This window comes from Serratia sp. DFXYC6 (assembly GCF_057196085.1).
Window position 1 is genome coordinate 1,618,438 of the sequence record NZ_JBXUNV010000001.1, and the last position, 25,654, is coordinate 1,644,091.

The following is a 25,654-nucleotide window of genomic DNA, read 5'->3' on the forward strand; positions in this document are numbered from 1 at the left end:
GCAATAATTAGCGTAGCCTATTATTCAGCAGGCCTAATCTTGATAAGGGATTTTCTGTTGGAGAATCGTGCGGTGCGGGCGGGAACCCGCACCGGGAGTCAGCTCTGCGTCGTCGCCAGAGAGGAGAAGACGCTGAGCAGGCGGATTTGCGCCGCCATGTTGTCGCTGTCGAAGGCCACGGTGAGCGCGTCCTGGCGCTGCACGCCGGGCACCAGGCTGAACAGATCCGCCAGCACCGGTTTGGCCGCCATCAGCGTCAACCGGTAAGGTGGCATGAAGCGGCGCTCCACCGGCAGTCTGGCGCCCTGGCGCACCTGCTGCATCGCCCGCTCGCGGATCTCCGCCCGCGCCCGCTGAGGGCTGAGCGATTCGGCGGCGGTTTGCGAGATGGCGCGTTTCACGCAAACATAGCCAGATTGCGGATAACGTTCAGCGATCCAGCGTTGCAGCTCGTCGTCACCGCTCACCAGCCACAGCGGGACGTTCAACTCGGCCGCCGCCGCCGCATACAGATCGCTTTCGCCTACCACCTCGCCGTTCAGGCTGACGCGGTAAAAGGCCCGGCCATTGATGGTATGCGCCAGCACGCCGCGTTCGCCGGCGGCGCTGTGATAACCGATACACATCAGGCCGTCGTAACGTTGATGCTGCAGCCCTTCCACCATCGATAGCCCGCGCGGTTTGCCCTGCACCAGGCGCGCCCGCGCATCGATGCGATCGGCGCGCAGGTTCTGCATCATCGCGTGGCTGTCGGCCACCGTCACCTCGGTGGCGCCGCCGGCAAAAGCGCCGTCGATGGCGGCGTTGACCTCCTGCTCCATCAGCTCGCGCGCCGCAGCATAGTCAGCATGGGCCGGGTTGCACTGCTCCGGCCGCATCACGCCGGCAATACCCTCAATATCCGCAGAGATAAAGACTTTCACATCACACTCCCGTTATTTAATTTGCCGCCAGCCGATCGAGCAGCGGGCCCAACGCCATACGATCGTGCTGCTGGAAACCGCTGACGCCTTCCGCGCTCAGCAAGGCATCCAACACCGCGTATTCGGTGGCGTCCGCGGCGGCCGCAAACAGCGGCTCCAGCCGCTCGTCCGGCAACGTCGCCCCCAGCAACCGGGTGGAAAACGCCAGCGCGATATCGCCGGAGCCGTGCCCCCAATGGCTGCCCACCCGCCCCAAACCGGCGCCCGCGCGGCGGGCGATGCGGTTCAGCTGGCGGCTGTCCAGCGCCCGATCGCAGGCGATGATGATAATGACCGAACCGGCGTCCACCTGCGGCGGCGGATCCGCCAACAGCTTGCCCAGCGCCTGGCCAACGCGCACGCCGCTCAGCGTCAGCGAGTCGAGGGTGCCGAAGTTGGCCAACACCAGCACGCCGAGCGTGGTGCCGAGCCCAGGACAATAGCGCGAGGCGGTGCCGATGCCCCCTTTCAAGCCGAAGCTGCTCATGCCGCGCCCGGCGCCAACGCTGCCGCGCGCAAAGCGGGTGGAATGGTTATCCAGCGCGCTGAAGACGTGCTCCTCACGCACCGCCATCGCCTGAATATCGTTGAGGTAGCCGTCGTTGCACTCCAGCACCAGCGGGTTAATGGTGGCGCTGCCGCGGCCGATCTGCGGGTAACGCAGACAGCTGCGCCGCACCATGACGTTGAACAGCGTGCCGACGGCGAAGGTGTTGCTCAGCAGAATAGGCGTTTGCAGCACCCCCAGCTCGTTCAGCTGCACCAGCCCCAGCGGCTTGGCGAAGCCGTTGAGCACCGCGCTACCACACGGCAGCGGCTGGTTAAACAGATCACCCGGCGGCACGATGGCGGTAACGCCGGTCTGGCATTCGCCGTCGGCCAGCGTGTGATGCCCGACGCTGACGCCCGGCACGTCACACAGGGTGTCGGTCGGGCCGGCCGGATAGCGCGCGCCCGGCAGGCGGCGATGGCGCCGCCAATAGCTCAGCAGATTGTCGAGGCTTTGTTGTTCAAACGCCTGGCTGTCTGTCATGGTTCCCTCATCCGCCGTCAGCCCATCAGAAAACCAGAATATCGCGCAATGCGCCGCGCCGTAAATTGAAAGCCGAAGCGAGCAGCAAAAATAGCCTTGCCCCATCGCCATTTATTGGGTTTTTAGGGGGAAACAGTGAAAATGGCCGGTGCCGCGGGTGATCCCCCCCTTATCCCAAATGTATAACCCGATCTGCCGACGCAATGGTCGTTTCACGGTGGGCAATGATCAGCTTAGTGATATTGAGTCTCTTGATGGCCTGATTCACCACAGCTTCGCTCTCCTTATCCAGCGCGCTGGTGGCCTCATCCAGAAACAAAATAGCCGGTTTTTTGTAGATTGCCCGGGCTATGAATAGCCGTTGTTTTTGCCCGCCGGACAATCCTTCCCCCAACTCGCCAATCAGTGTTTCATATCCCATAGGCATGCGTAAAACCACGTCATGCAGATAGCTGGCACGGGCACAGGCTTGCATCCAGGCATCGTCCACCTCGTCCGCAAACCCGCAAATATTTTCCCGGATCGAGCCGGAGAACAGTTTGTCGTCCTGCATCACGCAGGCAATCATTTTGTGGTAGTTGTTGATGCCGAGCTGGCGGATATCGACACCGTTCACCTCAACCCGCCCTGAATCCGGGGTAAACAGTCCGCACAACACCTTCATCAACGTGGTTTTGCCGGCGCCGGACGGGCCCACGATGGCCACGCTTTCGCCCGGCGCAACGCTGATGTCCAGGCCATCAAAGATAGCCGATGACTGACTGTCGTAACGATAGCTCAGGGCATGGGTCGTCAATCCCAAAGGTTGCAGCCCCGCCGTGTAAGGGTGATCGGGTTTACGCGCCTCCCGCGGATGCAGGGCGATATCGGCAATGCGCTCGTTATGCAGGCTCATCATGCGCAGCTGCAGCAAAAATTCCGTCAGCGACCCGATGCGGTCGGAGAACTGGCCCCGAAAGGCGCCGAACGCTACGAACATGCCGAGGGTCATCTGGTTATCGATCACCAGGCTGGTTCCCAGCCACAGAATGACGATCTGGTCGCACGCCGCTATGAAGGTGTTGATCCCGCCAAACAGCATGTCCATCCTGGTGACGCGGATACCCGTGTTGATGGTGTCGATTTCAAGATTGAGCCAGTGGGCGATGCGGCGTTCTGCCATGCCCTGCATTTTGACGGTAGCGATACCGTATAGCGTTTCCATAAAATACGAGCCGGCCCGCGCCTCTCTCACCAGCGCCTCCTCGGACAGCTGACGGTAATATCCATAGGTCAGCAGCCGCATCAACACATAAAGCGCAGTGAAAGTGAGCACTACCCAGGTCAGCCAGCCGCCATACAGCGCCATCATCACCAGCACACCGATCACCATGATGCCGTCCATGATGGCGCCGACGATACTGGTGGTGAAAGTGCTGCGCAGCGTATCCAGTGAACCGAAGCGTGATTGAATGTCACCCAGCTTACGCCGTTCAAAGTAACCGAGTGGCAGGCGCAGCAGATGGGTGAACAACCCGGACTGCCACTGCACGTTGATAAGCGTCGCCATGACCAATCCTGACCATGCCCGCACCATGCCGATGGCAGCCCGCAACAAGATAAACAGCATCAATCCGGCGCAGATGAGCGACAGTAACCCGCGATCTCCGGCGGGAATGGCGTGATCCATCACCAGCTGCGTGCCGATGGGCATCACCAGGTTGATGGTTTCGAACACCAGAGACAGGCAAAATATTTTGCCGAGCGCCCCCTTGAGGCCATGCACGCTGCCGATCAGCGTGCGAAGATGAATGCGATGGCGGACGCTGTCGGCGGTGAACTCGCTGCCGGGCCAGGCCTCAAGCGCTACGCCGGTGAAACTGTGCGACAGTTCCGTCAGGCTGACGGCCCGGCGCCCGCGCGCCGGATCGTGCAGCACCGCGCGGTGACCTTTGACGCTGACCAGCACCACGAAATGGTTGAATTCCCAGTGCAGAATGCAGGGCAGTTTTAGCGCACCGAGTTCGTCCAGATCCAGAGACAGAGGACGGGTGCTCAACCTCAATTGCTCGGCGATACCGGTCAGTCCAGCCAATGTGGCACCGCGGGATGACAGATTGAACTGCCGGCGCAGCGCGATCAGGTCGATGTTTTTGCCGTAATAACCGCAGATCATCGCCAGACAGGCCAGCCCGCATTCCGACGACTCGGTCTGGTGCATCATCGGAACCCGGTGGCGCAGCCGCAGATCCAGTTGGCTGACCCGCTGTTTGAATGTGCTCCTACTCATTGACCGGCCCCGTCGCACTGTGTTTCATGTCGTAGAACGGCGACAGCATCCATTGATACATCTTCCTTTTTTCCAGAAACAGAGTGCTTTGCGCTTTCATGCCGTTTTCCAGGCTCAGACGTTTGCCATCGTAAGCAATGGATTGTTTTTCCGGGATAACAATCACCTTGTAGTAAGGCACGGCGGCGGTCAGCGCCGCTTTGGGCGCCCCCTGGTAGGTCAGCATTTCCTGCGGTGAAGCCGGGGCTTTGGAGATGACGGACACGGTGCCGGCGAACTGGCCGAACTTCTCCGCCGGAAAGGCGTCATAGCGCACATTGACCTTATCGCCGGCGGCAATGTAGGGGATGGCGTCGTTGGGCACCCACAGTACCAGGGCATAGCGATCGATGTTTTGCGGAATAATCTGCAGCAGACTGTCGCCAATGTTGACCATCTGGCCAACCGTGACGCTCAGCGAATCGATGCGGCCGCCGGCCAGCGCGCGAACGATAATATCGCCAGTGGCATCGATGTTTTGCCGCTCCTTTTGCAGCTCATAGCGCTGCAGCTCCATCTGGTAGATCTGGTTGTCGAATTCGGCAGCCTGGATATGGATCTGGCTCTCCAGCGCGGTGATCTGCAACGCATTCTGTTCGTTCTGGCCGGACAGGCCCAGCAGGTTGTTCTGCTGCTGGTAATACAGCGCCACCTGATTGGTGAGCTGATCCTTATTGATCAGCCCCTTGGTCTGATAGTGCCGGTAGTTCTCCATGTTTTCCTTCATGATGCGTATCCCTTCCTGGGCGCGTTTGAGGATATCGGTGGAGCGGGTGAATGCAGCGGTGTATTGCGCCTTCTGTTGTTCCAGCATGATAAGCGTGGCCTGCTTGCTGCTTTCCAGTCGGTTAATGATTTGCGCAATGCGCGCCAGCTGGCCATCGATATCCCGCCGTTGGTTGTCGCTGAGCACACCGCTACGGGTACTCTTGCTGACGTCGATCTGGTAAATGGGGGCACCAACGGCAATCACCTGCCCTTCGGTGACAAATTGTTTGACCACTACCCCTTGAACCGTGGAGTAAACGTTCGCGGCGCGGGGATAGGTGCTGATCTCACCGGTCACGTTGACCCGCCGGGTATAGGTGCCGGCGATGGTGAAGGTGAGAAAAGCAATGAGAAAAAACAGGCACAGCCCCGCCGTGAACCAAAAGGGAATGCCGGGAAGGAGGAGCGCCCGGCCACGCCATTTCATTTTCTGATTATCGATCGCTTCCTGGCGAAACATGATCAGCGTCCCTTAGTGATAGCTAACATTCAAATTCACAGGCTATTGTATTGATAATAAAACAAGCAGAAGATCAGTTAATTTTGGTGAGAGGATATGAAACTATTAAAATAAACACCTTTAAATCTTCTGAGTGATCCTAGCACCAATAAATTTTCATGAACGTATTTTTCACCCTATGGCAGTATCATATCCAGAGGAAACCAGAGAGATCCAGTTCGACAAGCCGTTTTATTTTTTAAATCCAACAGCATCTACTTCTAACTCATTTTCATCGTGGCAAAATAGACTATCGTCATAACAATAACACAAATAGAACAGAACAATAAATCACCTGAAAAATTTCTCAATGAATACAAATAATCATTGCTTTTCTTATTTAATTTGTTAATAGCATCGTTTTCGTTATCAGCCTCTACTTCGATATGATGCTTCCTGAATCCCTTCCGCTTCATACTCTTAATAATTTCTCGTGTAACCACTTCCTTTCTTAGCACTTTTGATTCATCACTCTTTATAAAAACAACATATCTATTCATCATATACCCCATCTCCGCTATCAGACGATCTTTTTCCACTCCCATCGCGATCCTGCCATCCACCCGACATCGCATCGAGTTGGCTGCTTAAAATTTCCTTCATAAATACTCTCCTATGGGTTTGCTGGTTTTACAGCCATTAAAAATAGCTGTAGTGGAAAAATTAAAACACACTAATAAAAATCCATAACCATCCTGTATTTCATGAAAAAAACCAATAAGAAAAGTGTGTTCTAAACATTGCAACCCATCATATTAAAATAAAATCCAGAATAATATACCGAACCCAATTACACGCAGATGCTATCGATTCAATTAATTGAATCGCCAAATAATCTCAACGCCCAGGATTAATAACCCAATAAAGAAAAGGCGGCGAAACAGCTGCGGGCGACAATGACGGCGCACCCTCTCCCCCAGCCACATGCCGGCCAACGCCGGCAACAGCGACAGCAAGGAAACGCCGAGCAACGAGCCGGGCAGCGCCTGATGCCAGGCCAACCCTGCGGCCAGCGCCAGCGTCGAGACGGTGAACGACAGCCCCAGCGCCTGCACCAGCTCATCGCGCGCCAGGCCTAACGCATTCAGGTAAGGCACCGCCGGAATGACGAACACCCCGGTGGCGCCGGTCAGCGTACCGGTCACCAGGCCGCACAGCGGCCCCAGCCAAGGCTCTGCCTCGGCGGAAATGCGCCAGTCGAAACGGGTGAATCCCAACAGGGCATAGCCGATCAGACACATGCCCAGCGCCAGCGGCGCCAGGCCGCCGTCGCCAGCAGTGAGCGCTCCGGCGCTCAACAATGTGCCCAGCGTGACGCACAGCATCATCGGCCAGAGCCGCCGCCACAGCGCCCACAGCGTCGGCCCGCACAGCAGTTGCCACAGGTTGGTGATCAGCGAGGGCAACAGCAGCAGCGCGGCGGCCTGCCCCGGCGGCATCATCAGGCTGAGCAACCCCATCGACACCGTCGGCAACCCCAGACCGATCGCCCCTTTGACCGTGCCGGCCAGCGTAAAAATGCCCGTAAGGGCGACAATTTCGAGTAACGTCAGCGACATGCGTCTATCCTTATGGCGAATCAACGGCTCGATTGTGGCCAGCGCCGCGCCGCGGCACAATGCGGCAATGACAGAGCCTGCCTGCGGCAAAGACAGAGGGGAAAACGCATGCATTTTGACTTTATCGATCTGCGGCTGTTGGCGGCGGTGCTCGAGACCGGCAGCATCACCGCCGGCGCCGAGCGCGTCGGGCTGTCGCTGGCCGCCGCCAGCGCCCGCATGCGCGGGCTGGAGCAACAGGCCGGCGTAGCGCTGCTGACGCGCAATCCGCGCGGCGTCCAGGCGACGCCCGCCGGTGAGCGCCTGTTGCATCACGCGCGAGTGCTATTGCAGCAGCGCGACCGGCTGCGCGGTGATATGGCCGAGTTCGCGCCGGGCCAGCGCAGCCAGCTGCGCATCGTCGCCAATACCGTCGCCGCCGACGCCTTTTTGCCGGAGCTGTTGGCGGATTTTCTGATGCTGCACCCGCACACCGATATCGCGCTGGAAGAGCTGCCCAGCCCGGCCATCGCGCAGACGATCGCCGAACGAGCGGCGGATATCGGCATCGTCGCGGACCACGCCGATCTGCGCGGGCTGACAAGTTACCCTTTTCGCCAGGATCGTCTGGTGCTGGCGCTGCCGCCGGGGCATGCGCTCAGCGGCCGCCGGCAGGTCAGCTTTGCGGACGCCCTGCCTTTTGATTTCATCGGCCTGCCGGAAGAGAGCGCGCTGCAACAACATCTTGAGCAATTGGCGATACGCAGCGGCGGCCCGATGCGATTGCGGGCGCGTGCCGCTCATTTCGACGCCATCTGCCGCATGGTGCTGCGCGGCGCCGGGCTGGCGGTGGTGCCGGAAGAGAGCGCACAACGCCAGCCGGAAATTCGGCACAGCGCACTGCCGCTGACGGACGATTGGGCGACCCGGCGCCTGTCGATCGCGGTGCGTGACCCGGCGCAGTTGCCGCTGCCGGCGCAGCGGCTGGTGGCGTTCCTGCGCCATGCCTGAGGCGGCTCAGTGCATGCCCGGCTCTGCGCGCAACCGCGCAACCTGCGCCTCCACGTCGCGCCAGGCCGGTTTGTCGCCGGCATAGCGTTGGCGTAAATAATTCACCAGCGCCGTTACCTGCCGATCGGAAAAACTGTCCTTAAAGCCCGGCATAAAGCCCAATTCGGCGGTGGCCGGTTTGGGGATCCCTTGCAGGATCACCTTGATCAGGTTATCGGGGCGTTCGCTGAAGATGTTGGTGTTATTGGCCAGATCCGGGCTGACGCCGAACAGCTGCGGCCCGCCGGCGGCGGCGCTGTGGCAGGCCTGGCAAGCGCCCTGAAACAACCGCTCACCGGCAAGTTGCCCCACCGCCGGCAATGCGCGAGCCGCCAACTGCGCCTGCGGTTCCACGTTCAGCGTCGACTTGGCGCTCAGCGACATCACATAATTGGCCATCGCCCGCAGATCGCTCTGCGGCAACGTCGCCAGCTCGCTCACCACCGGCCCCATCGGCCCGGCCGCCACGCCGTGCTCGGCGGAATGCCCGCTGCGGAAATACTGAAACAGCTGTTCCTCGGTCCAGGGTTTTTCCGCGTTGGCCAATTGATTCAGCGCCGGCGCTTCCCACCCGTCCACCATCCCCCCCGCCAGGAAAGCCGCGCCGCCCTTTTCCGCCCCCAGCAGGTTGCGCGGCGAATGGCAGGCGGCGCAATGGCCAAGCCCGTTGACCAGATAAGCGCCGCGGTTCCATTGCGCGCTTTGTTGCGGATCGGGTTGATATTCCCCCTGGCGCAGGAACAGCGCGTTCCAGCCGGCCATCAGCGGCCGCAGGTTAAACGGGAAACGCATCTGATTGGCCGGGTTGCTCTGGCGCACCGCCGGTTGCGACATCAGATAAGCGTACAGCGCCTGCATGTCGCCGTCGGTCATTTTGCTGAAGGCGGTGTAAGGAAATGCCGGATAGAGGTGGCGGCCGTCGCGGGCGATACCCTGGCGCATCGCCCGATCGAACGCAGTAAACGACCAGTTGCCGATGCCGGTTGCCACGTCCGGGGTAATATTGGTGCTGTAGAGCGTGCCGAACGGCGTCGCCATCGCCAGCCCGCCGGCGTTGGTCGCCCCTTCCGATGCGGTATGGCAAACCGCGCAGTCTCCGGCGGCGGCCAGCTGACGGCCGCGCTCCAGCGTGGCGGCCGACCAGGTGCCGGCGCCGGGCGTCGCCACCGGCGCGATCTCCGCCCGCCACGGCAAGGCGCTGCCGGCGATGCCCAGCACGGCGCCGAACAGCCCCGCCGCGCCGCCGAACCACCATTTGCCGCGCTTCTTTTTCTTGGGCGGCGCGGCCTGCCGTTCGGCATCCGGCCCGTTCAGCGCCTCACGCAGCTTGTCCGAGGTGATCGGCAGCTCGCGAAAACGAATGCCGGTGGCGTCGAACACCGCGTTGGCGATGGCCGCCGCGCTGGGCACCGACGCCGACTCCCCGGCGCCCAGCGGCGGATCGTAAGGGCGCGGCATCATCACCACGTCCACCTCCGGCACCTCCGGGAAGGTCAGGATCGGGTAGGCCCCCCATTCTTTGGCGGAGACCGTCGATTCCTCAAAGGTCACGCGCTCTTTCAATACCCGGCTGGTCGATTGCAATACATTGCCGTGAATTTGGTGGCGCACGCCGTCCGGGTTAACCATCATGCCCGCGTCGTGGCCGACCACGATGCGCGTCACCGCCACTTCGCCGCTGGCTTTGTCGATCGCCACGTCGGCCACCCAGGCGGCCCAGGCCGCGCCAAAGCCGGGAAACTTGCTGTGGATGTAACGGGCATAGGCAAAGCCGCGCCCGCGCAGCACGCCGTCTTCCGCCGGGGTCTGCATCGGTTCGGTATGCGGCGTCCAGCCGGCGCGTTCTGCGGTGCTGCGCATCAGTTCACTGGCGCGTTCATCATTGATGTAGCGCAGCCGATACTCCAGCGGATCGACGCCGGCGGCGTGGGCCAGCTCATCGATATAAGACTCGTGGGCGAAGGTGTTGGGCAAGGCGGAAACGCCGCGCATCCAGGAGGCACGCACGATCGGCGCCATGTCCTCGATGCTGACGCGCAGCGCCGGATACTCATAAGGCGGCACCGAAGTGCGATCGCCCATTTCATAGGCCACCGGCAGCGGCTCGACCCGGCCGGTCAGCAGCAGCGCCAGCGTCGGCGCGCCGTTGGAAGGATAATAGGTGCGAAAATCGTAGGCGACCGGGTGCCCGGCGGCGTCCAGCCCGCCGTCCACCTCCATCAGTTGCGCCGTGCCCTTCGGTTCCCACACATGTTCTTGTTCGCGGGTCAGTTGCACCCGCACCGGCCTGCCCACCGCGCGCGACAGCAGCGCCGCGTCGGCGCAGACGTCATCAGCGCAATTGCGGCCATAGCAGCCGGCCGCCTCCATGCGAACGATCTCGATCTGCGCTTCCGGGTACTCCAGCAGCCAGGCCAGATCGGCGCGCAGCAGGTGCGGGTTCTGGCTGCCTGACCAGACCTGCAGACGCTCCGGCCGGTAGTCCGCCAGCGCGCAGGAAGGGCCAATCGAGGCATGAAGCTGATACGGCCACAGGTAGCTGCGGGTGAAACGCCTGTCGGCCGCCGCCAGCGCCGCGTCCACGTCGCCGGTATCGTGCACCACTCGGGTCGAATGCGGGTTGTCGCGCAGCGCCTGCGCCACGTCGGTCATCTGCGGCAAATTGCGCCGCCAGTCTTTCCAACTGACCTGCAGCGCCTGCGCCGCCTTGATCGCCTGCTCTTCGCGCTCGGCGACAATGCCGATGAAATCGCCGATCACCACCAGTTTGACGATGCCGGGAATATGCGCGATCGAGGTTTCGTCCACCGCCAGCAGGCTGGTGCCGACAAATTCGCCGCTGTCGTACCCGGCATAGGGCGGCCGCACTACCCGGCCGTGCAGCATATTCGGCAACCGCATATCGTGTACGTAAGTGGTTTCGCCGGTCGCCTTGGCCGGAATATCGACGCGCGCGGCGCTGGTGCCCACCAGGCGATACTCCGCCTGCGGTTTCAGCGGCGCGTCGCCGGAAATAGACAGTTCGACATGACCGCCGGCCACCAATTCGGCGTAGCTGAGCGCTTGCCCCTGCGGGCTGCGGATCACGCCCTCCTCCAGCGTCAGCCGTTCCACCGGCGCATCGAAGCGCTGCGCCGCCTGGCGCAACAGCCAACGGCGCGCTTCGGCGGCGGCGTTACGCAGCGGCACGGCGGCGATCTGCAGCGTGGCGCTGGCGATGGTGGCGCCCTGATTCGGCGCGCGCTCGGTATCGCCCAACACCATTTGCACCTGATCCATGCGCAGGTACAGCTCTTCGGCGACGATCTGCCCGAGCGCGGTGCGCACGCCGGTGCCGAGATCGACATGGCCGTTAAAGGCATAGATTTCACCGCTGCCGCACAGGGCGATAAACAACCCTTGCTCCTTGGGCTTCAGCACCGGCGTTTGCCCCTTGGGCACCAGCCCCGGCGGCGGTTGCACGCTGTCGACGATCAACAGAACGCCGTCGCGCTGCAGCAATTCGGCCTGGCTCGGCGATGGGGTACGGGAATCAGTCATGATCGTGGGCGTCCTCATCGCGGCAGAGAATGATGGCGCGCTGAACCGCACGCAGGATTTCAAGATGGGTGCCGCAGCGGCACAGATTGCCGGACAGCGCCTGACGGATCTCCGCCTCACTCGGGGCGGGATTGCGATCCAACAGGGCTTTGGTGGTCATGATCATGCCATTGAGACAGTAGCCGCATTGCGCCGCCTGCTCTTCGATAAAGGCGCGCTGCACCGGATGCGGGCGCCGGCGAGTGCCGAGACCTTCCAGGGTCACGATCGCCCGGCCGGACACGCCGAGGGCCGGGATCACGCAGGAGCGCGCCGCCACGCCGTCGATCAGCACGGTGCACGCGCCGCATTCGCCCAGGCCGCAGCCGTATTTTGGGCCGTTGAGCGCCAGATCGTTGCGCAGTACCAGCAAGAGCGGCGTATCCGCCATCACCTGCGCATGAAGCTGTTCGCCGTTCACCGACAGCATCAGCGGATGCTCCGTCAGCGTGGTTTTCGCGCCTTCCCTGGGCGATTGCACTTCAGATATCGCCATTGTTTGCGTCTCCGCCTGCACTTGATGGTCTTATGGGCTGGCCTCTCGCCACCGACCACCAGGCAACCGACGTTGCGCGGGCGAATCAGCCGGTGGCAGGGTCTTCCAGCATTTTATTCAGCAGGAATATCAGCGCTATCCGTTCGGCCGGGTTCAGCGTGCCGAACGTCAATTCTGTGATTTTCGCCGCCTGCGGCACCGTTTCCGCCAGCAGCGCGCCGCCGGCGTCGGTCAGGCCGACCACCACCTTGCGCCGATCCACCGGATCCGGCGTCACCGTGATCAGATCGCGCGCCTTCAGCCGCTCGACGATGCCGCGGATGGTGGCTTGATCCACCGCCGTCACCTGCACCAGCTCGGTCAGCGAGCTCGGCCCCATATCGCGCACCGCGCACAGGGTGATGAACTGCACCGCCGTCAGCTGCGAATCGCCGACGTTTTGCTGGAAAATCGCCACGTGGCGCTGATAAACCTTGCGCAGCAGGTGCCCGACTTGCTCGGTAAAATGATAATTTTCGGGTTGGCCGCTCACGGCTGACGGGTATTCGGGGGGCGTCATTGCGTTACTCTCACCATCTATGGAATCCACGAGAATAGTACAAACCCCCGCCGTTGGCAGCAACGATTAGGCCCGGCGCACGCGCGACGCCTCCGGCGCCACCACTTCCCCGTCCGCCACCACCGTTTGCCCATCGAGACGAATGTCGCAGCGGCGCAGCGCGATGTCCATATGGCAAGGCGTTTTGCGCGTGCCGCCCACTTCGGTATTCGGCCCGGTGGAGAACAGAAAGTTGCCGTAGAACGCGCGCGCGTCCATGCACATGCCGTCGTTCTTGTCGTGCAGGCCCATCGCCGTCCACTGGGCGCGAGGCTGCAAACCCCAGCCGATGTGCGAGATACCGTACACTTCCGGATCGTCGAAGTATTTCATGTATTCGCGCAGGTATTCCGCCTCAAAACCGCCGTGAATGCGGGTGACGAACCCTTGTTCGATCTCCAGCGTGATGCGTTCGCGCGCATAGCTTTTGAACGGCAGCAAGATATCGCCAACCTCCAGCACCAACACGCCCTCCGCCTGCTCCTCATTCGGCCAGGTGAACAGGAAACCGCTCGGCCAGTGATCCCAGCGCCCCGGCTCATCGGCATAGCCGTACTCGGTCACCGTCGGATATTGCCCGAGCGGCGCGCGGAAATCGCTGCCGGCGGCGGAGGTCACCTGCATCAGCTTCGCCTGCTCCAGCACGGCGGCGGCGGCCAGCACCCGCGCTTTGTCCTCCGCGTTGGGCAACATGCGCGCCAGCACCTCCGGCGGCTCCACCGCCAGCAGGATGCGGGTGCCGGTTTTCAGGATCTGTTCCTGCTCCGGCGAATGCAGCAGCATCATGGTATCGACGATCAGGTCGGCGGCCTCCAGCGCACGCTGCGCCGCCAGGTTGCCGGTCAGCGCGGTATCGCCGCAATAGGCGGTCATGTCGTTGCCCATCGCCCGCGGATGGTTGAACGCCGGCAGTTCGACGGCATACACCCTGGCGCCCAGCCGCAGCGCCGCGTCGGTCGCGGCGCGCACCGTGCGCGCATCGGAATAATGGCTTTTCAAAATCGCCACGCTCTGCGAAGCATCGACCTTCGACAGCGTAAGCACCTGCTCGAACAGCTGTACCAACTGGGTTTCATTGACCGCCATGGCCTGTCTCCTGTCACGTCAAGGGTATCCGACGCCCGCAAGGCGGCGGTTATTTTTCAAACAATTTAAAGTGAACACACTCATTTTATCTAAGTCAAAAAAGGAAGAGAAAGCAAGCCACAGATGGCCATCATAAGAAAGTCCTATTTCATGCCTTATCAATCCTGTGATTAACATGAGTTTAACAGTAATGCGCTGTCAATTAGCGTGAGCAAGATCTGATTTAACACTTTTGCAACTTTGCGTTATCTAGTGCATACACTATAAATCAATCGTCCAACCACGCGTTGGGCCTACGCTGAAAAAAGCCAACAGACAGGGGAAACATGATGAGCAAACAACCACGCATCGCCGTCGTCGGCGCCGGGCTGGGGGGCGCCGCCGCCGCCGGGCTGCTGCAAAAAGCCGGCTTTACCGTCGATCTGTATGAGCAGAGCCCGGCGTTCTCGCGCCTCGGCGCCGGCATTCACATGGGGCCGAACGTGCTGAAGATTTTCCGCCGTCTCGGTATTGAGCAACGGTTGGAGCAGATGGCGTCTCATCCCGATTTCTGGTTCAGCCGCGACGCCGAAAGCGGCGACTACCTGTCGCGCATCGAACTGGGCGCCTTCGCCCGCCGGGAGTACGGCGCCGCCTATGTGACGGTGCACCGCGGCGATTTGCAGGCGTTGCAGCTCTCCGCGCTGCAGCCCGGCACCCTGCACTTCGGCAAATGCCTGAGCAAGATTGAAGATCGCGGTGACGAGGTGGCGCTGAACTTCGTCGATGGCACCTCGGCCCACGCTGATATCGTGATCGGCGCCGACGGCATCAACTCGCGCATCCGCGAGCATCTGCTGGGCGCCGAAGCGCCGACCTACAGCGGCTGGGTGGCCCACCGCGCGCTGATCCGCGGCGAGAAGCTGGCGAAATACAACCTGACGTTCGAAGACTGCGTGAAGTGGTGGTCGGCGGATCGCCATCTGATGGTCTACTACACCACCCAACGGCGCGACGAATATTACTACGTCAGCGGCGTGCCGCACCCGGCCTGGGATTTCCAGGGCAGCTTCATCGACAGCAGCCGCGAAGAGATGTTCGAGACCTTCGCCGGCTACCATCCGATCGTGCAGGCGCTGATCGAATCCAGCGAACAGGTCACCAAATGGCCATTGCTGAACCGCAAACCGCTGCCGTTGTGGAGCGAAGGCCGTCTGGTGCTGCTCGGCGATGCCTGCCACCCGATGAAACCGCACATGGCGCAGGGCGCGGCGATGGCGATCGAAGACGCCGCCATGCTGACCCGCTGCCTGCAGGAAACCGGCCTCGGCGACTACCGCACCGCCTTCCAGCTGTATGAAGCCAACCGCAAGGAACGCGCCTCCAGGGTGCAGGCGGTGTCCAACGCCAACACCTTCCTGCGCACCCAGGAAGATCCGGCCTGGGTTTACGGCTATGACCTGTACGCGCAAGCGCTGAAATCGGAGAACGCCGCATGAGCACCTTCCTCTACGGCGCCCACGTTCACGCCAACAACATTCGCCAACACTATCTGCGCTACGGCGGCCACGGCCCGGCGCTGATCCTGGTGCCCGGCATCACCAGCCCGGCGATCACCTGGGGCTTCGTCGCCGAGCGGCTGGGGGAAAAATACGACGTCTACGTGCTCGACGTGCGCGGCCGCGGTTTGTCGTCCAGCGGCCCGGAACTGGCTTATGACGCAGAGACCTGCGCACAGGACGTCAACGCCTTCGCCGCCGCGCTGAACCTGGACAGTTACGCCCTGCTCGGCCATTCGATGGGCGCCCGCTTCGCCCTGCGCGCCGCCGCTTTGCGGCCCGCCGGCGTGCGGCGGCTGGTGCTGGTCGATCCGCCGGTTTCCGGCCCCGGCCGCCGCGCCTATCCCGGCCAATGGCCATGGTACGCCGACTCCATCCGGCAGTCGCAGCCGGGCATGAGCGCCGAGCAGATGCGCGCCTTTTGCCCAACCTGGAGCGAAGAACAGCGCCAGCTGCGCGCCGAGTGGCTGCATACCTGCTACGAGCCGGCGATCCAACGCGCCTACGACGATTTTCATCAGGTGGACAGCCACCGCGACTACCCGCAGCTGACCATGCCGACGCTGCTGATGGCCGCGGGCAAAGGCGGCGTCATTCAGCCCGAAGACCGGGCGGAGATCCGCGCGCTGCAGCCGGAGATCGCCATCGTCGAGGTCGAGAACGCCGGACACATGATCCCGTGGGACGATTTCGACGGCTTCTTCCACGCCCTGGGCGATTTTCTGGATTAACTGAGGAACACCGACATGAGCAACCACTACCGCATCGGCCAGATCGTGCCCAGCTCCAACACCACGATGGAAACCGAGATCCCGGCGATGCTGGGCGCGCGCCAGTTGATACGCCCGGAGCGTTTCACCTTTCACTCCAGCCGCATGCGCATGAAACACGTCAATAAAGAAGAATTGGCGGCGATGGACGCCGAGTCCGACCGCTGTGCGCTGGAGCTGTCCGACGCGCGGGTCGACGTGCTCGGCTACGCCTGCCTGGTGGCCATCATGGCGATGGGGCTGGGCTACCACCGCGAATCGCAGGCCCGGCTGGCGCAGGTGACGAAAGACAATCAGGCCGCCGCGCCGGTTATCAGCAGCGCCGGCGCGCTGGTCAACGGCCTGAAGGTGATCGGCGCCAAACGCATCGCGCTGGTGGCGCCCTACATGAAACCGCTGACCCAGCTGGTGGTGGACTACATCCAGCACGAAGGCATCGAGGTCAAGGTATGGCGCGCGCTGGAGATCCCGGACAACCTCGAAGTCGGCCGGCACGATCCGGCCAGGCTGCCGGGGATCGTCGCCGAGATGGACTTACGCGAGGTCGATGCTATCGTGCTGTCCGCCTGCGTGCAGATGCCTTCGCTGCCGGCCGTCCCGACGGTGGAGGCCCAAACCGGCAAACCGGTGATCACCGCCGCCATCGCCACCACTTACGCGATGCTGACCGCGCTGGAGCTGGAGCCGATCGTCCCCGGCGCCGGCGCCCTGCTGTCCGGCGCCTATTGAGGAGGCAGAATGAACGACACCCTCAGCGACAACTATCGCGGCGTCTGGGGCCAGCGCATCGGCTTCGGCCGGCGCCCGGCGCTGCTGGCGATCGACTTTATGCAGGCCTACACCACCGAAGGCGCGCCGCTGTTCGCGCCGGGCGTAGTAAGCGCAGTCGAGGAAAGCCGCGAGCTGCTGGCCTGCGCGCGCCGAACGGGAATTCCGGTGATCCACACCCATATCCGCTATCATGCAGGCCATTTTGCCGATGGCGGCCTGTGGGTCAAGAAAGCGCCGGTGATGAAGGACATGGTGGAAGGCAACCCGCTGGCGGCGTTCTGCCCGCCGGTGGCGCCGCTGGGCGATGAGGTGGTGCTGAGCAAGCAATACGCCAGCGCCTTCTTCGGCACCGCGCTGGCGCCGCTGCTGGTGGCGCAAGGGATCGACACGCTGCTGATGATCGGCTGCTCCACCAGCGGCTGCATCCGCGCCAGCGCGGTGGACGCGGTACAGCACGGCTTTCGCGCCATGGTGGTGCGCGAGTGCGTCGGCGATCGTCACCCCGGCCCGCACGAAGCCAACCTGTTCGACATCGACAGCAAATACGGCGACGTGGTGCACAAACGGGAGGCGCTCGACTATCTGAACCGGTTATGAATCAACGATTCACCTGCAACGACAATAACGAAGGCGCAGACAGCACCTCAGGCGACCGCCCGAAACAGGGCGGCGTCCATGCAACGCAAACACAACAGGCGCCTCCTGCGGAGGCCAACACGCACCACCTGGAGACAACATCATGGCCATTGTCGACACCCCGCTGGCGGGGAAAGCGGACGCAGAATCGCTGCTGCTGTACCGCAAAATCACCTGGAAACTGATCCCGTTTCTTTGCCTGTGTTATCTGGCGGCCTACCTCGATCGCATCAACGTCGGGCTGGCCAAGCTGCAGATGGCCGACGCGCTGCAGCTGAGCGAAGCGGCCTTCGGCCTGGGCGCCGGGCTGTTCTTCGTCGGCTATATTCTGTTCGAGGTGCCGAGCAACCTGATCCTGCAGCGCGTCGGCGCCAAGATGTGGATCGCCCGCATCATGATCACCTGGGGGCTGCTGTCCACCGCCACCATGTTCGTCACCACGCCGACGCAGTTCTACGTCATTCGCTTTCTGCTCGGCGTGGCGGAAGCCGGTTTCCTGCCCGGCGTGCTCTTTTACCTGACGCTGTGGTTCCCGACCTATCGCCGCGGCCGCATCATCGCGCTGTTCATGATCGGCCTGCCGCTCTCCAGCGTGATCGGCGGGCCGCTCTCCGGCTGGATCATGGGCCATTTCGACATGCGCCACGGGCTGCACGGCTGGCAGTGGCTGTTTCTGCTGGAGGGCATTCCCAGCGTGCTGTTGGGCGTGCTGACCTTCTGGCTGTTGCCTAACACTTATCAGCAGGCCAAGTGGCTGACGCCCGAGGAAAAGCAGCGCATCGCCGACGATTTGGCGCGTGACGACGCCGAGGCCGATCACGGCAAGCACAGCTTCCGCGACGGCTTCTTCAACCTGAAAGTGTGGATGCTCGGCGGCATCGACTTCGCCATTCTGCTCAGCGCCTACGCCATGGGCTTTTGGATGCCGACCTTCATCAAAACCGCCGGCGTCACCGACATCACCACCATCGGCTACCTGACGGCGATCCCCAGCGTCGCCGCCCTGCTCGGCATGCTGCTGATCGGCAGCAGTTCGGACCGGCTGCGCGAACGGCGCTGGCACATCATCGTGCCGTTTATCGTCGGCGCGTTGGCGATGGCCGGCAGCACCTTCTTCACCCACAATGCGCTGGCCACGGTGCTGCTGTTCTCCATCGCCCAGGCGGCGATCATCGGCGCGGTGCCGGTGTTCTTCAGCCTGCCGGCCACCTTCCTGCGCGGCACGGCGGCGGCGACCGGCTTCGCGCTGGCCTGCTCGCTGGCCAACATCGCCGGGCTGGTGAGCAATTCGCTGATGGGGCTGGCGCTGGATCTGACCGGCAAGAGCGGCGGCGCGCTCTGGGCCTTCGCCGGCTGCCTGCTGCTCAGCTCGCTGCTGGTGGTGGCCCTGCCGGCCAAGGTGGTGAACCGCTGACTGTCGGCCAAGCCAAAAAGACGAAGGGCGCATAACGCGCCCTTTTGTTTGCTTACCGGGAATGGCCGAACTTACTCGTCCTTCAGCCCGCGGTTGATCAGCATCGGCTCGATGCTCGGCTCTTTGCCGCGCCAGTCGATGTACAGCTTCTCCAGATCCTGGCTGTTGCCGCGCGACAGGATCATGTCGCGGAAGCGCTGGCCGTTTTCGGCGGTCAGGCCCCCGTGTTCGGTGAACCACTGGAAGGCGTCGTCCGCCAGCATTTCCGTCCACAGATAGGCGTAGTAGCCCGCGGCGTAGCCGTTGCCCCAGATATGCTGGAAGTAGCTGGAGCGGTAGCGCGGCGGCACATAGCTGAGATCCACCTTGTCTTTTTGCAGCGACTCGGCCTCGAACTTGTCCACGTCCTGCTGCGGCTGATCGGCGGTCAGCATATGCCAGTGCATGTCCAGCAGCGCGGCGGACAGCAACTCGGTCATGCTGTAGCCCTTGTTGAACTTGTCGGCCTTCTTGATCTTGTCGACCAGTTCCTGCGGCATCGCCTCGCCGGTCTGGTAGTGCTTGGCGAAATGGCTGAACACTTTCGGATCGCTGACCCAGTGCTCGTTGAACTGCGACGGGAATTCGACGAAGTCGCGCGCGGTGTTGGTGCCCGACAGGCTCGGGTACTCCTGATCGGCGAACATGCCGTGCAGCGCATGGCCGAACTCGTGGAACATGGTGATCACGTCGTCATACGACAGCAGCGCCGGCTGGCCCGGCGCCGGTTTGGTGAAGTTGGCGACGTTGTAAATCACCGGCCTGGTGCCGTTGAGCTTCGACTGATCGACGAAGTTGCTCATCCAGGCGCCGCCGCCCTTGTTGTCGCGCTTGAAGTAGTCGGTGTAGAACAGCGCCAGCGATTTGCCGTCCTTGTCGAACACTTCATACACCTTGACGTCCGGCTGATAGACCGGGATGTCCTTGCGCTCTTTGAAGCTGATGCCGTACAGCAGGTTGGCGGCGTAGAACACGCCGTTGTTCAGCACGTTGTTCAGCTCGAAGTAAGGTTTGATCTGCGATTCGTCCAGATCGTACTTGGCCTTGCGCACCTGTTCGGCGTAGAACTGCCAGTCCCAGGCCTGCACCTTGAAGTCGCCCTTCTGCTGATCGATCACCGCCTGTATGTCTTTGGCTTCACGCTCGGCGCGCGCGGTGGCCGCCGGCACGATGTTGCGCATAAAGCTCAGCGCGGCATCCGGCGTCTTGGCCATCTGGTTCTGCAGCTTCCAGGCGGCGTAGTTCGGGTAGCCCAGCAGTTTGGCCTGCTCGGCGCGCACCTTGGCCAGACGGGAAATGGTCTGACGGGTATCGTTGCCGTCGCCCTTCTCCGCACGCGTCCAGGAGGCGTCGAACAGCGCTTTGCGGGTGTCGCGATCTTTCAGGCTCTGCAGCAACGGCTGTTGCGTGGTGTTCTGCAGCACCAGCAGCCACTGTTTCTCCAGCTTGCGTTCGGCGGCCGCCTGCGCTGCCGCGGCCAGTTCGCCTTCGGACAGACCGTCCAGCTTCGCCGGGTCGGTTATCGCCAGCGCGCCGTTTTTGCTCGCCGCCAGCAGTTTGTTGGTGAACTGGGTGCTCAGCGTCGCCGCTTCCTGGTTCAGCGCTTTCAGCTTGGCCTTGTCAGCGTCCGACAGGTTGGCGCCCGCCAGCTCGAAGTTCTTGTAGGTCACTTCCACCAGCCGGCGCGATTCCGGATCCAGCTTCAGCGCATCGCGATCCTGATAAATGGCCTTGATGCGCGCGAACAATTTGCCGTTGAGCATGATGTCGTCGTTCAGCGCCGCCAGCTTCGGCGAGGTCTCTTCATCCAGCTTCTGCAGCGCGTCGCTGGTGTTGGCCGAGGTCATGGCGCCGAACACGTTCATCACCCGCGTCAGCAGCGAACCGGCCTGCTCCAGCGCCACGAAGGTATTTTTAAAGTTGGGCTTGGCCGGGTTGTTGGCGATCTTCTCCACCTCTTCCCGCTTTTGCTTGATGCCCGCTTCGATCGCCGGCGCGTAGTCGCTCTCCTTGATCAGGTTGAACGGCGGCGCCTGGAACGGCAGACGGCTTTGATAGAAGAACGGGTTTTGGGTCTTTTGCTTGTCGTGCTGATTGGCTTCACCGGTCACGGTAGCCTCCTTCGCCTGGCCGCTGGGCAGCGCGCTATGGTCGGCGTGAGGTTGGGTTTCTGCTGCCTGTGCCTGCGAGCCCAGCGCCATGCCGATCGCCAGCACCAATGTGGATAAACGCATCAAATCGAAACTCCTCCATGTTCACGGAATAAGGTCTCGGGGAATGGCTCCCTCTGAGTCACCACCTAGCTTAGGCGCAGTTGGCAGTTTGAGCAAAAACAAGTGATTAGAATATTCCTCCCATGATGATTCGCTCCCTGTGGCGTATAGCGGTGCGTTAACTCGATTAGATATAACCTATAAACGCTTGAATGCGCCGACCGGGCACCGGACGATCGTATGACCTGATTCTTTTCCCCACTGCAGCCTCGAAGGTTGCCGAAGTATATAATCCGCTACGGGTTTCAAGCGAAATCTGCCACAGAAACAACTCCCTCATATTACTGATACGTGTCACATCAAGCCGTGCGAAAACAAAGGGATCTTTTGAGCTATGTTGATATTTTTCCATCCAAGCCGTGAGCCTTGAGTTACTCGGTGAATGCGTAAGCAAATCATGCCGGTGAGAGATATTATTCTCCTTTGGATAGTCCTCAGATACGCTGGTATGTATAAGAATCTGTACGATATTGTATGCATAACCATTAAGCCTGTTGCTGGGGTGCTTGCGCCAAACAGAAGGTTGCTCTTCAACTTTCCACTCCTTCTCGATCACGCGAGCAAGATAAATCAGCTTGTCGGCAGCTTGCAGATCCAACTTACGTCCGCCAGAGATGAGCCAAGACCTTAGCTCATAAGTGGCGCGAGGATAAACATGCCCCACCGATTGCAAAAACTCACTTGACGACTCTGGCGATATGGTTGGCAGTGGTGATGTCCAACAACTCCGCCAAAGAACAGCATCAAATGCTAGCGGTTCTAGTTTATCGCGAGCACAGATCCTTTCAGCTACAGCGCGCAGATGCTGAGCGCTGCAGACGGCTAACAAGTGATAACGGGGGTCAGATACGAGCATGAGCAATAAATCCTTTATATAGTGTTTAATTAAAAATACGCGCAGTGTCATTCCTGATAAATAAATAGTATCCGCTCAACAGTGTTAACCCTGTACCAATGACTTCACGTCTCTCCCGCCTTTTCCCGCACAATAACCAGAGAAAGACAGCGACGTTGGACGCTTCAATACCAGGAATGAATGCGGCTGTGTCAGCGCGCCGCCTGATAAACCACCTTACCGTCCACATAGGTGCAATAAATATTGCGATCGTCCCCCAGCGTCATCAGCACAAACCCTTGCTCCATCAACGTGGCGCTGTTGGCGTGACGCAGCTGCTGCAGCGGCGTCACCGCCGGATCGAGCACCACGAAATCCGCCTCTTTGCCGACGTTGAAGTTGCCGATTTTGTCGTCCAGCGCCAGCGCGCGGGCGCCGCCCAGGGTGGCATGATAGAACGCTTCTACGGCGGAGAGCCGGTAATGCTGCAGCTGGCCGACCTTGTACGCCTCGCCTAACGTGCGCAGCATATTGAAGGTGGTGCCGGCCCCCACGTCGGTGCCGATGCCGAGCTTCACCCGCTTGCGCCAGGCCTGCTGCAGGTCAAACAGCCCGCTGCCGAGAAACAGGTTGGAGGTGGGGCAAAAGGCGATCGCCGAGCGGGTATCGCACAGGCAGTCCCACTCCTGCTCCTCCAGGTGCAGGCAGTGAGCGAACACGCTTTTATCGCCGGTCATGCCATAACGGTGGTAAACATCCAGATAGCTGCGGTGCTGCGGAAACAGCGCTTTTACCCAGGCCACTTCCTGCGGGTTCTCGCTCAGGTGCGTCTGCAGCCAAACGTCGGGATACTCTTCGCGCAGCCGCTGCACCTGCGCCAGCAGCGCCGGCGTACTGGTGGGCGCAAAGCGCGGCGTAATGGCGTAACCGAGGCGGCCTTTGCCGTGCCAGCGTTCAATCAGCTCACGCGTCTGGCGGTAACTCTGCGCCGGCGTTTCCAGCAGCGCCTCCGGCGCATGGCGATCCATCATCACCTTGCCGGCGATCAGGCGCATGTTCAGCGCTGCCGCCTGGCTGAACAGCGCATCGACCGACTGTGGATGCACGGTGCCGAACACCAGCGCGGTGGTGGTGCCGTTACTCAGCAACTGCTGCAAAAAGAAGGCCGACATCGCATCGGCGTGCTGCTCACAGTCATAACGGCTTTCGGTCGGGAAGGTGTAATTGTTTAACCAGTCCAGCAGTTGGTCGCCATAGGCGCCAATCATTTCGGTTTGCGGGTAGTGGATGTGGGTATCGATAAATCCCGGCACGATCAGCTTGTCGTGATATTCCGTGACCGTGAAGCCCGGCGGCAGCAGCGCCTCGCCCTGCTGCCAGCTGCCGAACCAGACGATGACGCCGTCGTTCAGCAGCAGCAAACCGTCGGGAACATGCCGCAGGCGTTCCTCGAGCTGTTGCGGCGCCTCCACACAGGCTGCGATATCAAAAAAATTGCCCCGAATAGCCGTGGTGAATTGCAGTGCCATTATTTTCTTCCTTGTGACGACCGGCCAAGCTCACCCGCGAAATAACCTGCGCCGATGAAACAAGGCTTTTTTGCCCAAACGTAAAGACCGGCTTAAGCATAGCAAGCCGCATGCCAACAGGCGGCGATAAAATATATTTTTAAATAAAAACAATTGATTGGTAATTAACCTGAAAGCATAGGCCGGCGAAAGAGAATAAGACCCACGCTCAGTCTTCGACGGCGGATCAATAGCAACCGTTTGCCTGCCAAAATAACATCGCGTCGCTGCACCTTGAATGAGCAAGCGAATATCTTCACGGCGCACGGCTTATTTCAACACCACGCCTGGGGGTTGAATCTCGGCCTAAGGACAACGGCCAAACTTGAAACGATAACCATTCTCAATTATCATCCGCGCATCTTTTTGACCAGCAATGCGAAAACCATGTCCGCCACCGCCTCTGCCCCGCACGCCGCGCTGTCGCGCCTTTACGCCACCCACCACGCCTGGTTGCAGGGATGGTTGCGTCGGCGGCTGGGCTGCGCGTTCGATGCGGACGATGTGGCGCAGGACACCTTTATGCGCCTGCTGAGAAGCGACGCCGCGGCAACCCTGCGCGAACCGAAAGACTTTTTGGTCACCGTCGCCAAACGGGTGATGGTCGATCTGTTCCGCCGCAGAACGCTGGAGCGCGCCTATCTGGAGATGCTGGCGCTGATCCCGGAAGGCTATGCCCCGTCGCCGGAGCAGCGCCAGAGCCTGCTGGACAGCCTGCAGCAGATCGACGCCATGCTCGACGGCCTCGGGCCCAAGGTGAAGCAGGCCTTTCTGTTGTCGCAGCTCGAAGGCCTGGGCTATGCGGACATCGCCGCGCGCCTCGGCGTGTCGGTCAGCTCGGTTAAAAAATACATGGCCAAAGCCACCGAGCATTGCCTGCTGTTCAGCCTGGAAAACGACGTTTATTCATGAGCAACGCCATCACCCCCGAGCAGCGCCAGGCGCTGAAAATGGCCGCACACTGGTATGCGCTGCTGTGCGACGAGCACGTCACCGAGCGCCAGCGCCAACAGTGGCAAGCCTGGCATCAGCAGCATGACGATCACCGCTGGGCCTGGCAGCGCGTCGAAGCGCTGCAGAGCCAGCTGCAGGGCGTGCCGGGCAAGTTCAGCTACCGTGCGCTCGACCGCGCCGGCCGCCAGGCGGCGATCGATCGCCGCACCCTGCTGAAAAGCCTGCTGCTGTTGCTCGGCGTGGGCGGCGGCGGCTTCCTTTACCAGTCGCCGTTCGGCCGGGAGCTACGCGCCGACTACCGCACCGCCACCGGCGAGATCAAACCCATTGTGTTAAGCGACGGCACCCAGCTGGTGCTGAACACCGCCAGCGCGGTGGACGTACATTACGACGATCGTCAACGGCTGATCCGCCTGCACGCCGGGGAAATCAGCCTGATTACCGGACGCGACCCCCGGCCGCTGTGGGTGCAAAGCCCGCAGGGGGCGATGCGCGCGCTCGGCACCCGCTTTTTGGTGCGTGAGAGCGCTGGCGAGACGCGCCTGACGGTGCTGGAGCATGCGGTTGAAGCGCAGCTGGCGCAGGACGCGCGGCAAACGCGCCGGGTGAACGCCGGCGAACAGATTAGCTTCAGCGCCACGGCCTTCGGCGACAAGCAATCGGCTGCGGCGGAGGACGGCTGGCTGCGCGGCGTGCTGAGCGTCAGCCAGTGGCGGCTGGACCGGGTGATCGCCGAACTGGCGCGCTACCGGCGCGGCCACCTGAGCTGCGATCCGGCCGTCGCCGGCCTGCGCGTCAGCGGCAGTTTCCCGCTCAACGATACCGATCGCGCCCTCGCCCTGCTCAGCCAGACCCTGCCGATACGTCTGCAGAGCTTTACCCGCTATTGGCTGCAAATCGTCCCCGCCTGAATCTTTTTAAATGAAAATGATAAAAAAT

The 25,654-nt window shown here is 61.5% G+C and carries 21 protein-coding genes; 8 read left to right on the plus strand and 13 right to left on the minus strand.

Annotated features, from left to right (window positions below; genetic code table 11):
- Nucleotides 1-98 precede the first annotated feature (98 nt).
- The 6 genes from AC2CGQ_RS07830 to AC2CGQ_RS07855 all read right to left on the minus strand — a co-directional run bounded on the left by AC2CGQ_RS07830 (nt 99) and on the right by AC2CGQ_RS07855 (nt 7,129).
- Nucleotides 99-923, minus strand: coding sequence for a M55 family metallopeptidase (locus tag AC2CGQ_RS07830; RefSeq protein WP_015377804.1), 825 nt, complete (start codon nt 921-923; stop codon nt 99-101).
- A gap of 16 nt (nt 924-939) precedes the next feature.
- The gene (locus tag AC2CGQ_RS07835) at nt 940-1,995 is read right to left on the minus strand and encodes a P1 family peptidase (RefSeq protein ID WP_484593557.1); all 1,056 of its coding nucleotides are present in this window, start codon (nt 1,993-1,995) and stop codon (nt 940-942) included.
- Nucleotides 1,996-2,164: 169 nt separating this feature from the next.
- Nucleotides 2,165-4,264: a peptidase domain-containing ABC transporter gene (locus AC2CGQ_RS07840; protein ID WP_484593558.1), complete on the minus strand. Its 2,100-nt coding sequence runs from the start codon at nt 4,262-4,264 to the stop codon at nt 2,165-2,167.
- On the minus strand, nt 4,257-5,531 hold the full coding sequence (locus AC2CGQ_RS07845; protein WP_082997675.1) for an HlyD family secretion protein: 1,275 nt from the start codon (nt 5,529-5,531) through the stop codon (nt 4,257-4,259). Before AC2CGQ_RS07845 ends, AC2CGQ_RS07840 begins: the two co-directional genes overlap by 8 nt.
- Nucleotides 5,532-5,791: 260 nt before the next feature.
- Complete coding sequence (locus tag AC2CGQ_RS07850) at nt 5,792-6,115, minus strand: hypothetical protein (RefSeq protein WP_180994458.1); 324 nt, start codon at nt 6,113-6,115, stop codon at nt 5,792-5,794.
- Nucleotides 6,116-6,385: 270 nt separating this feature from the next.
- Entirely contained in the window at nt 6,386-7,129 is a 744-nt protein-coding gene (locus AC2CGQ_RS07855; RefSeq protein WP_060559628.1) for a sulfite exporter TauE/SafE family protein, read from the minus strand.
- 108 nt (nt 7,130-7,237) lie between these two features.
- On the opposite strand from AC2CGQ_RS07855, the gene AC2CGQ_RS07860 reads away from it, so the two are divergent.
- Entirely contained in the window at nt 7,238-8,119 is an 882-nt protein-coding gene (locus tag AC2CGQ_RS07860; protein ID WP_033633115.1) for a LysR family transcriptional regulator, read from the plus strand.
- A gap of 6 nt (nt 8,120-8,125) precedes the next feature.
- Here the strand turns inward: AC2CGQ_RS07860 and AC2CGQ_RS07865 are convergent, their stop codons facing one another.
- From AC2CGQ_RS07865 to AC2CGQ_RS07880, 4 genes are all read right to left on the minus strand, one after another.
- A complete protein-coding gene (locus AC2CGQ_RS07865) occupies nt 8,126-11,698 on the minus strand; it encodes a molybdopterin cofactor-binding domain-containing protein (RefSeq protein ID WP_484593559.1) in 3,573 nt (1,190 codons plus the stop codon).
- Complete coding sequence (locus AC2CGQ_RS07870) at nt 11,691-12,233, minus strand: (2Fe-2S)-binding protein (RefSeq protein WP_015377797.1); 543 nt, start codon at nt 12,231-12,233, stop codon at nt 11,691-11,693. The genes AC2CGQ_RS07865 and AC2CGQ_RS07870 overlap by 8 nt, the downstream gene beginning before the upstream one ends.
- 85 nt (nt 12,234-12,318) lie before the next feature.
- Nucleotides 12,319-12,792, minus strand: a complete 474-nt coding sequence (locus tag AC2CGQ_RS07875; RefSeq protein WP_004938613.1) for a MarR family winged helix-turn-helix transcriptional regulator — start codon at nt 12,790-12,792, stop codon at nt 12,319-12,321.
- Between the two features lie 66 nt (nt 12,793-12,858).
- On the minus strand, nt 12,859-13,917 hold the full coding sequence (locus tag AC2CGQ_RS07880; protein WP_015377796.1) for a 2,5-dihydroxypyridine 5,6-dioxygenase: 1,059 nt from the start codon (nt 13,915-13,917) through the stop codon (nt 12,859-12,861).
- A 326-nt stretch (nt 13,918-14,243) separates the two neighbouring features.
- On the opposite strand from AC2CGQ_RS07880, the gene AC2CGQ_RS07885 reads away from it, so the two are divergent.
- The 5 genes from AC2CGQ_RS07885 (at nt 14,244) to AC2CGQ_RS07905 (ending at nt 19,046) form a co-directional block, all read left to right on the plus strand.
- Nucleotides 14,244-15,395, plus strand: coding sequence for an FAD-dependent monooxygenase (locus AC2CGQ_RS07885; RefSeq protein ID WP_076740247.1), 1,152 nt, complete (start codon nt 14,244-14,246; stop codon nt 15,393-15,395).
- Nucleotides 15,392-16,186, plus strand: a complete 795-nt coding sequence (locus AC2CGQ_RS07890) for an alpha/beta fold hydrolase (RefSeq protein ID WP_076740248.1) — start codon at nt 15,392-15,394, stop codon at nt 16,184-16,186. Before AC2CGQ_RS07885 ends, AC2CGQ_RS07890 begins: the two co-directional genes overlap by 4 nt.
- A gap of 15 nt (nt 16,187-16,201) precedes the next feature.
- The gene (locus AC2CGQ_RS07895; RefSeq protein WP_015377793.1) at nt 16,202-16,954 is read left to right on the plus strand and encodes a maleate cis-trans isomerase family protein; all 753 of its coding nucleotides are present in this window, start codon (nt 16,202-16,204) and stop codon (nt 16,952-16,954) included.
- 9 nt (nt 16,955-16,963) lie between these two features.
- Entirely contained in the window at nt 16,964-17,593 is a 630-nt protein-coding gene (locus AC2CGQ_RS07900; RefSeq protein ID WP_015377792.1) for an N-carbamoylsarcosine amidohydrolase, read from the plus strand.
- A 142-nt stretch (nt 17,594-17,735) separates the two neighbouring features.
- A complete protein-coding gene (locus AC2CGQ_RS07905) occupies nt 17,736-19,046 on the plus strand; it encodes an MFS transporter (RefSeq protein WP_004938595.1) in 1,311 nt (436 codons plus the stop codon).
- Nucleotides 19,047-19,117: 71 nt separating this feature from the next.
- On the opposite strand, the gene dcp is transcribed toward AC2CGQ_RS07905, so the two are convergent.
- The 3 genes from dcp to guaD form a co-directional block, all read right to left on the minus strand.
- Complete coding sequence (dcp, locus tag AC2CGQ_RS07910; RefSeq protein WP_021505249.1) at nt 19,118-21,319, minus strand: peptidyl-dipeptidase Dcp; 2,202 nt, start codon at nt 21,317-21,319, stop codon at nt 19,118-19,120.
- 166 nt (nt 21,320-21,485) lie between these two features.
- On the minus strand, nt 21,486-22,214 hold the full coding sequence (locus tag AC2CGQ_RS07915) for a hypothetical protein (protein ID WP_015377790.1): 729 nt from the start codon (nt 22,212-22,214) through the stop codon (nt 21,486-21,488).
- 191 nt (nt 22,215-22,405) lie between these two features.
- Nucleotides 22,406-23,722, minus strand: coding sequence for a guanine deaminase (gene guaD, locus AC2CGQ_RS07920; protein ID WP_261438266.1), 1,317 nt, complete (start codon nt 23,720-23,722; stop codon nt 22,406-22,408).
- 426 nt (nt 23,723-24,148) lie between these two features.
- Between guaD and fecI the strand changes: the two genes are divergently transcribed.
- Nucleotides 24,149-24,673: a ferric citrate uptake sigma factor FecI gene (gene fecI, locus AC2CGQ_RS07925; RefSeq protein WP_015377788.1), complete on the plus strand. Its 525-nt coding sequence runs from the start codon at nt 24,149-24,151 to the stop codon at nt 24,671-24,673.
- A complete protein-coding gene (gene fecR / locus AC2CGQ_RS07930; protein WP_242142187.1) occupies nt 24,670-25,626 on the plus strand; it encodes a ferric citrate uptake sigma factor regulator FecR in 957 nt (318 codons plus the stop codon). The genes fecI and fecR overlap by 4 nt, the downstream gene beginning before the upstream one ends.
- Nucleotides 25,627-25,654: the final 28 nt, after the last annotated feature.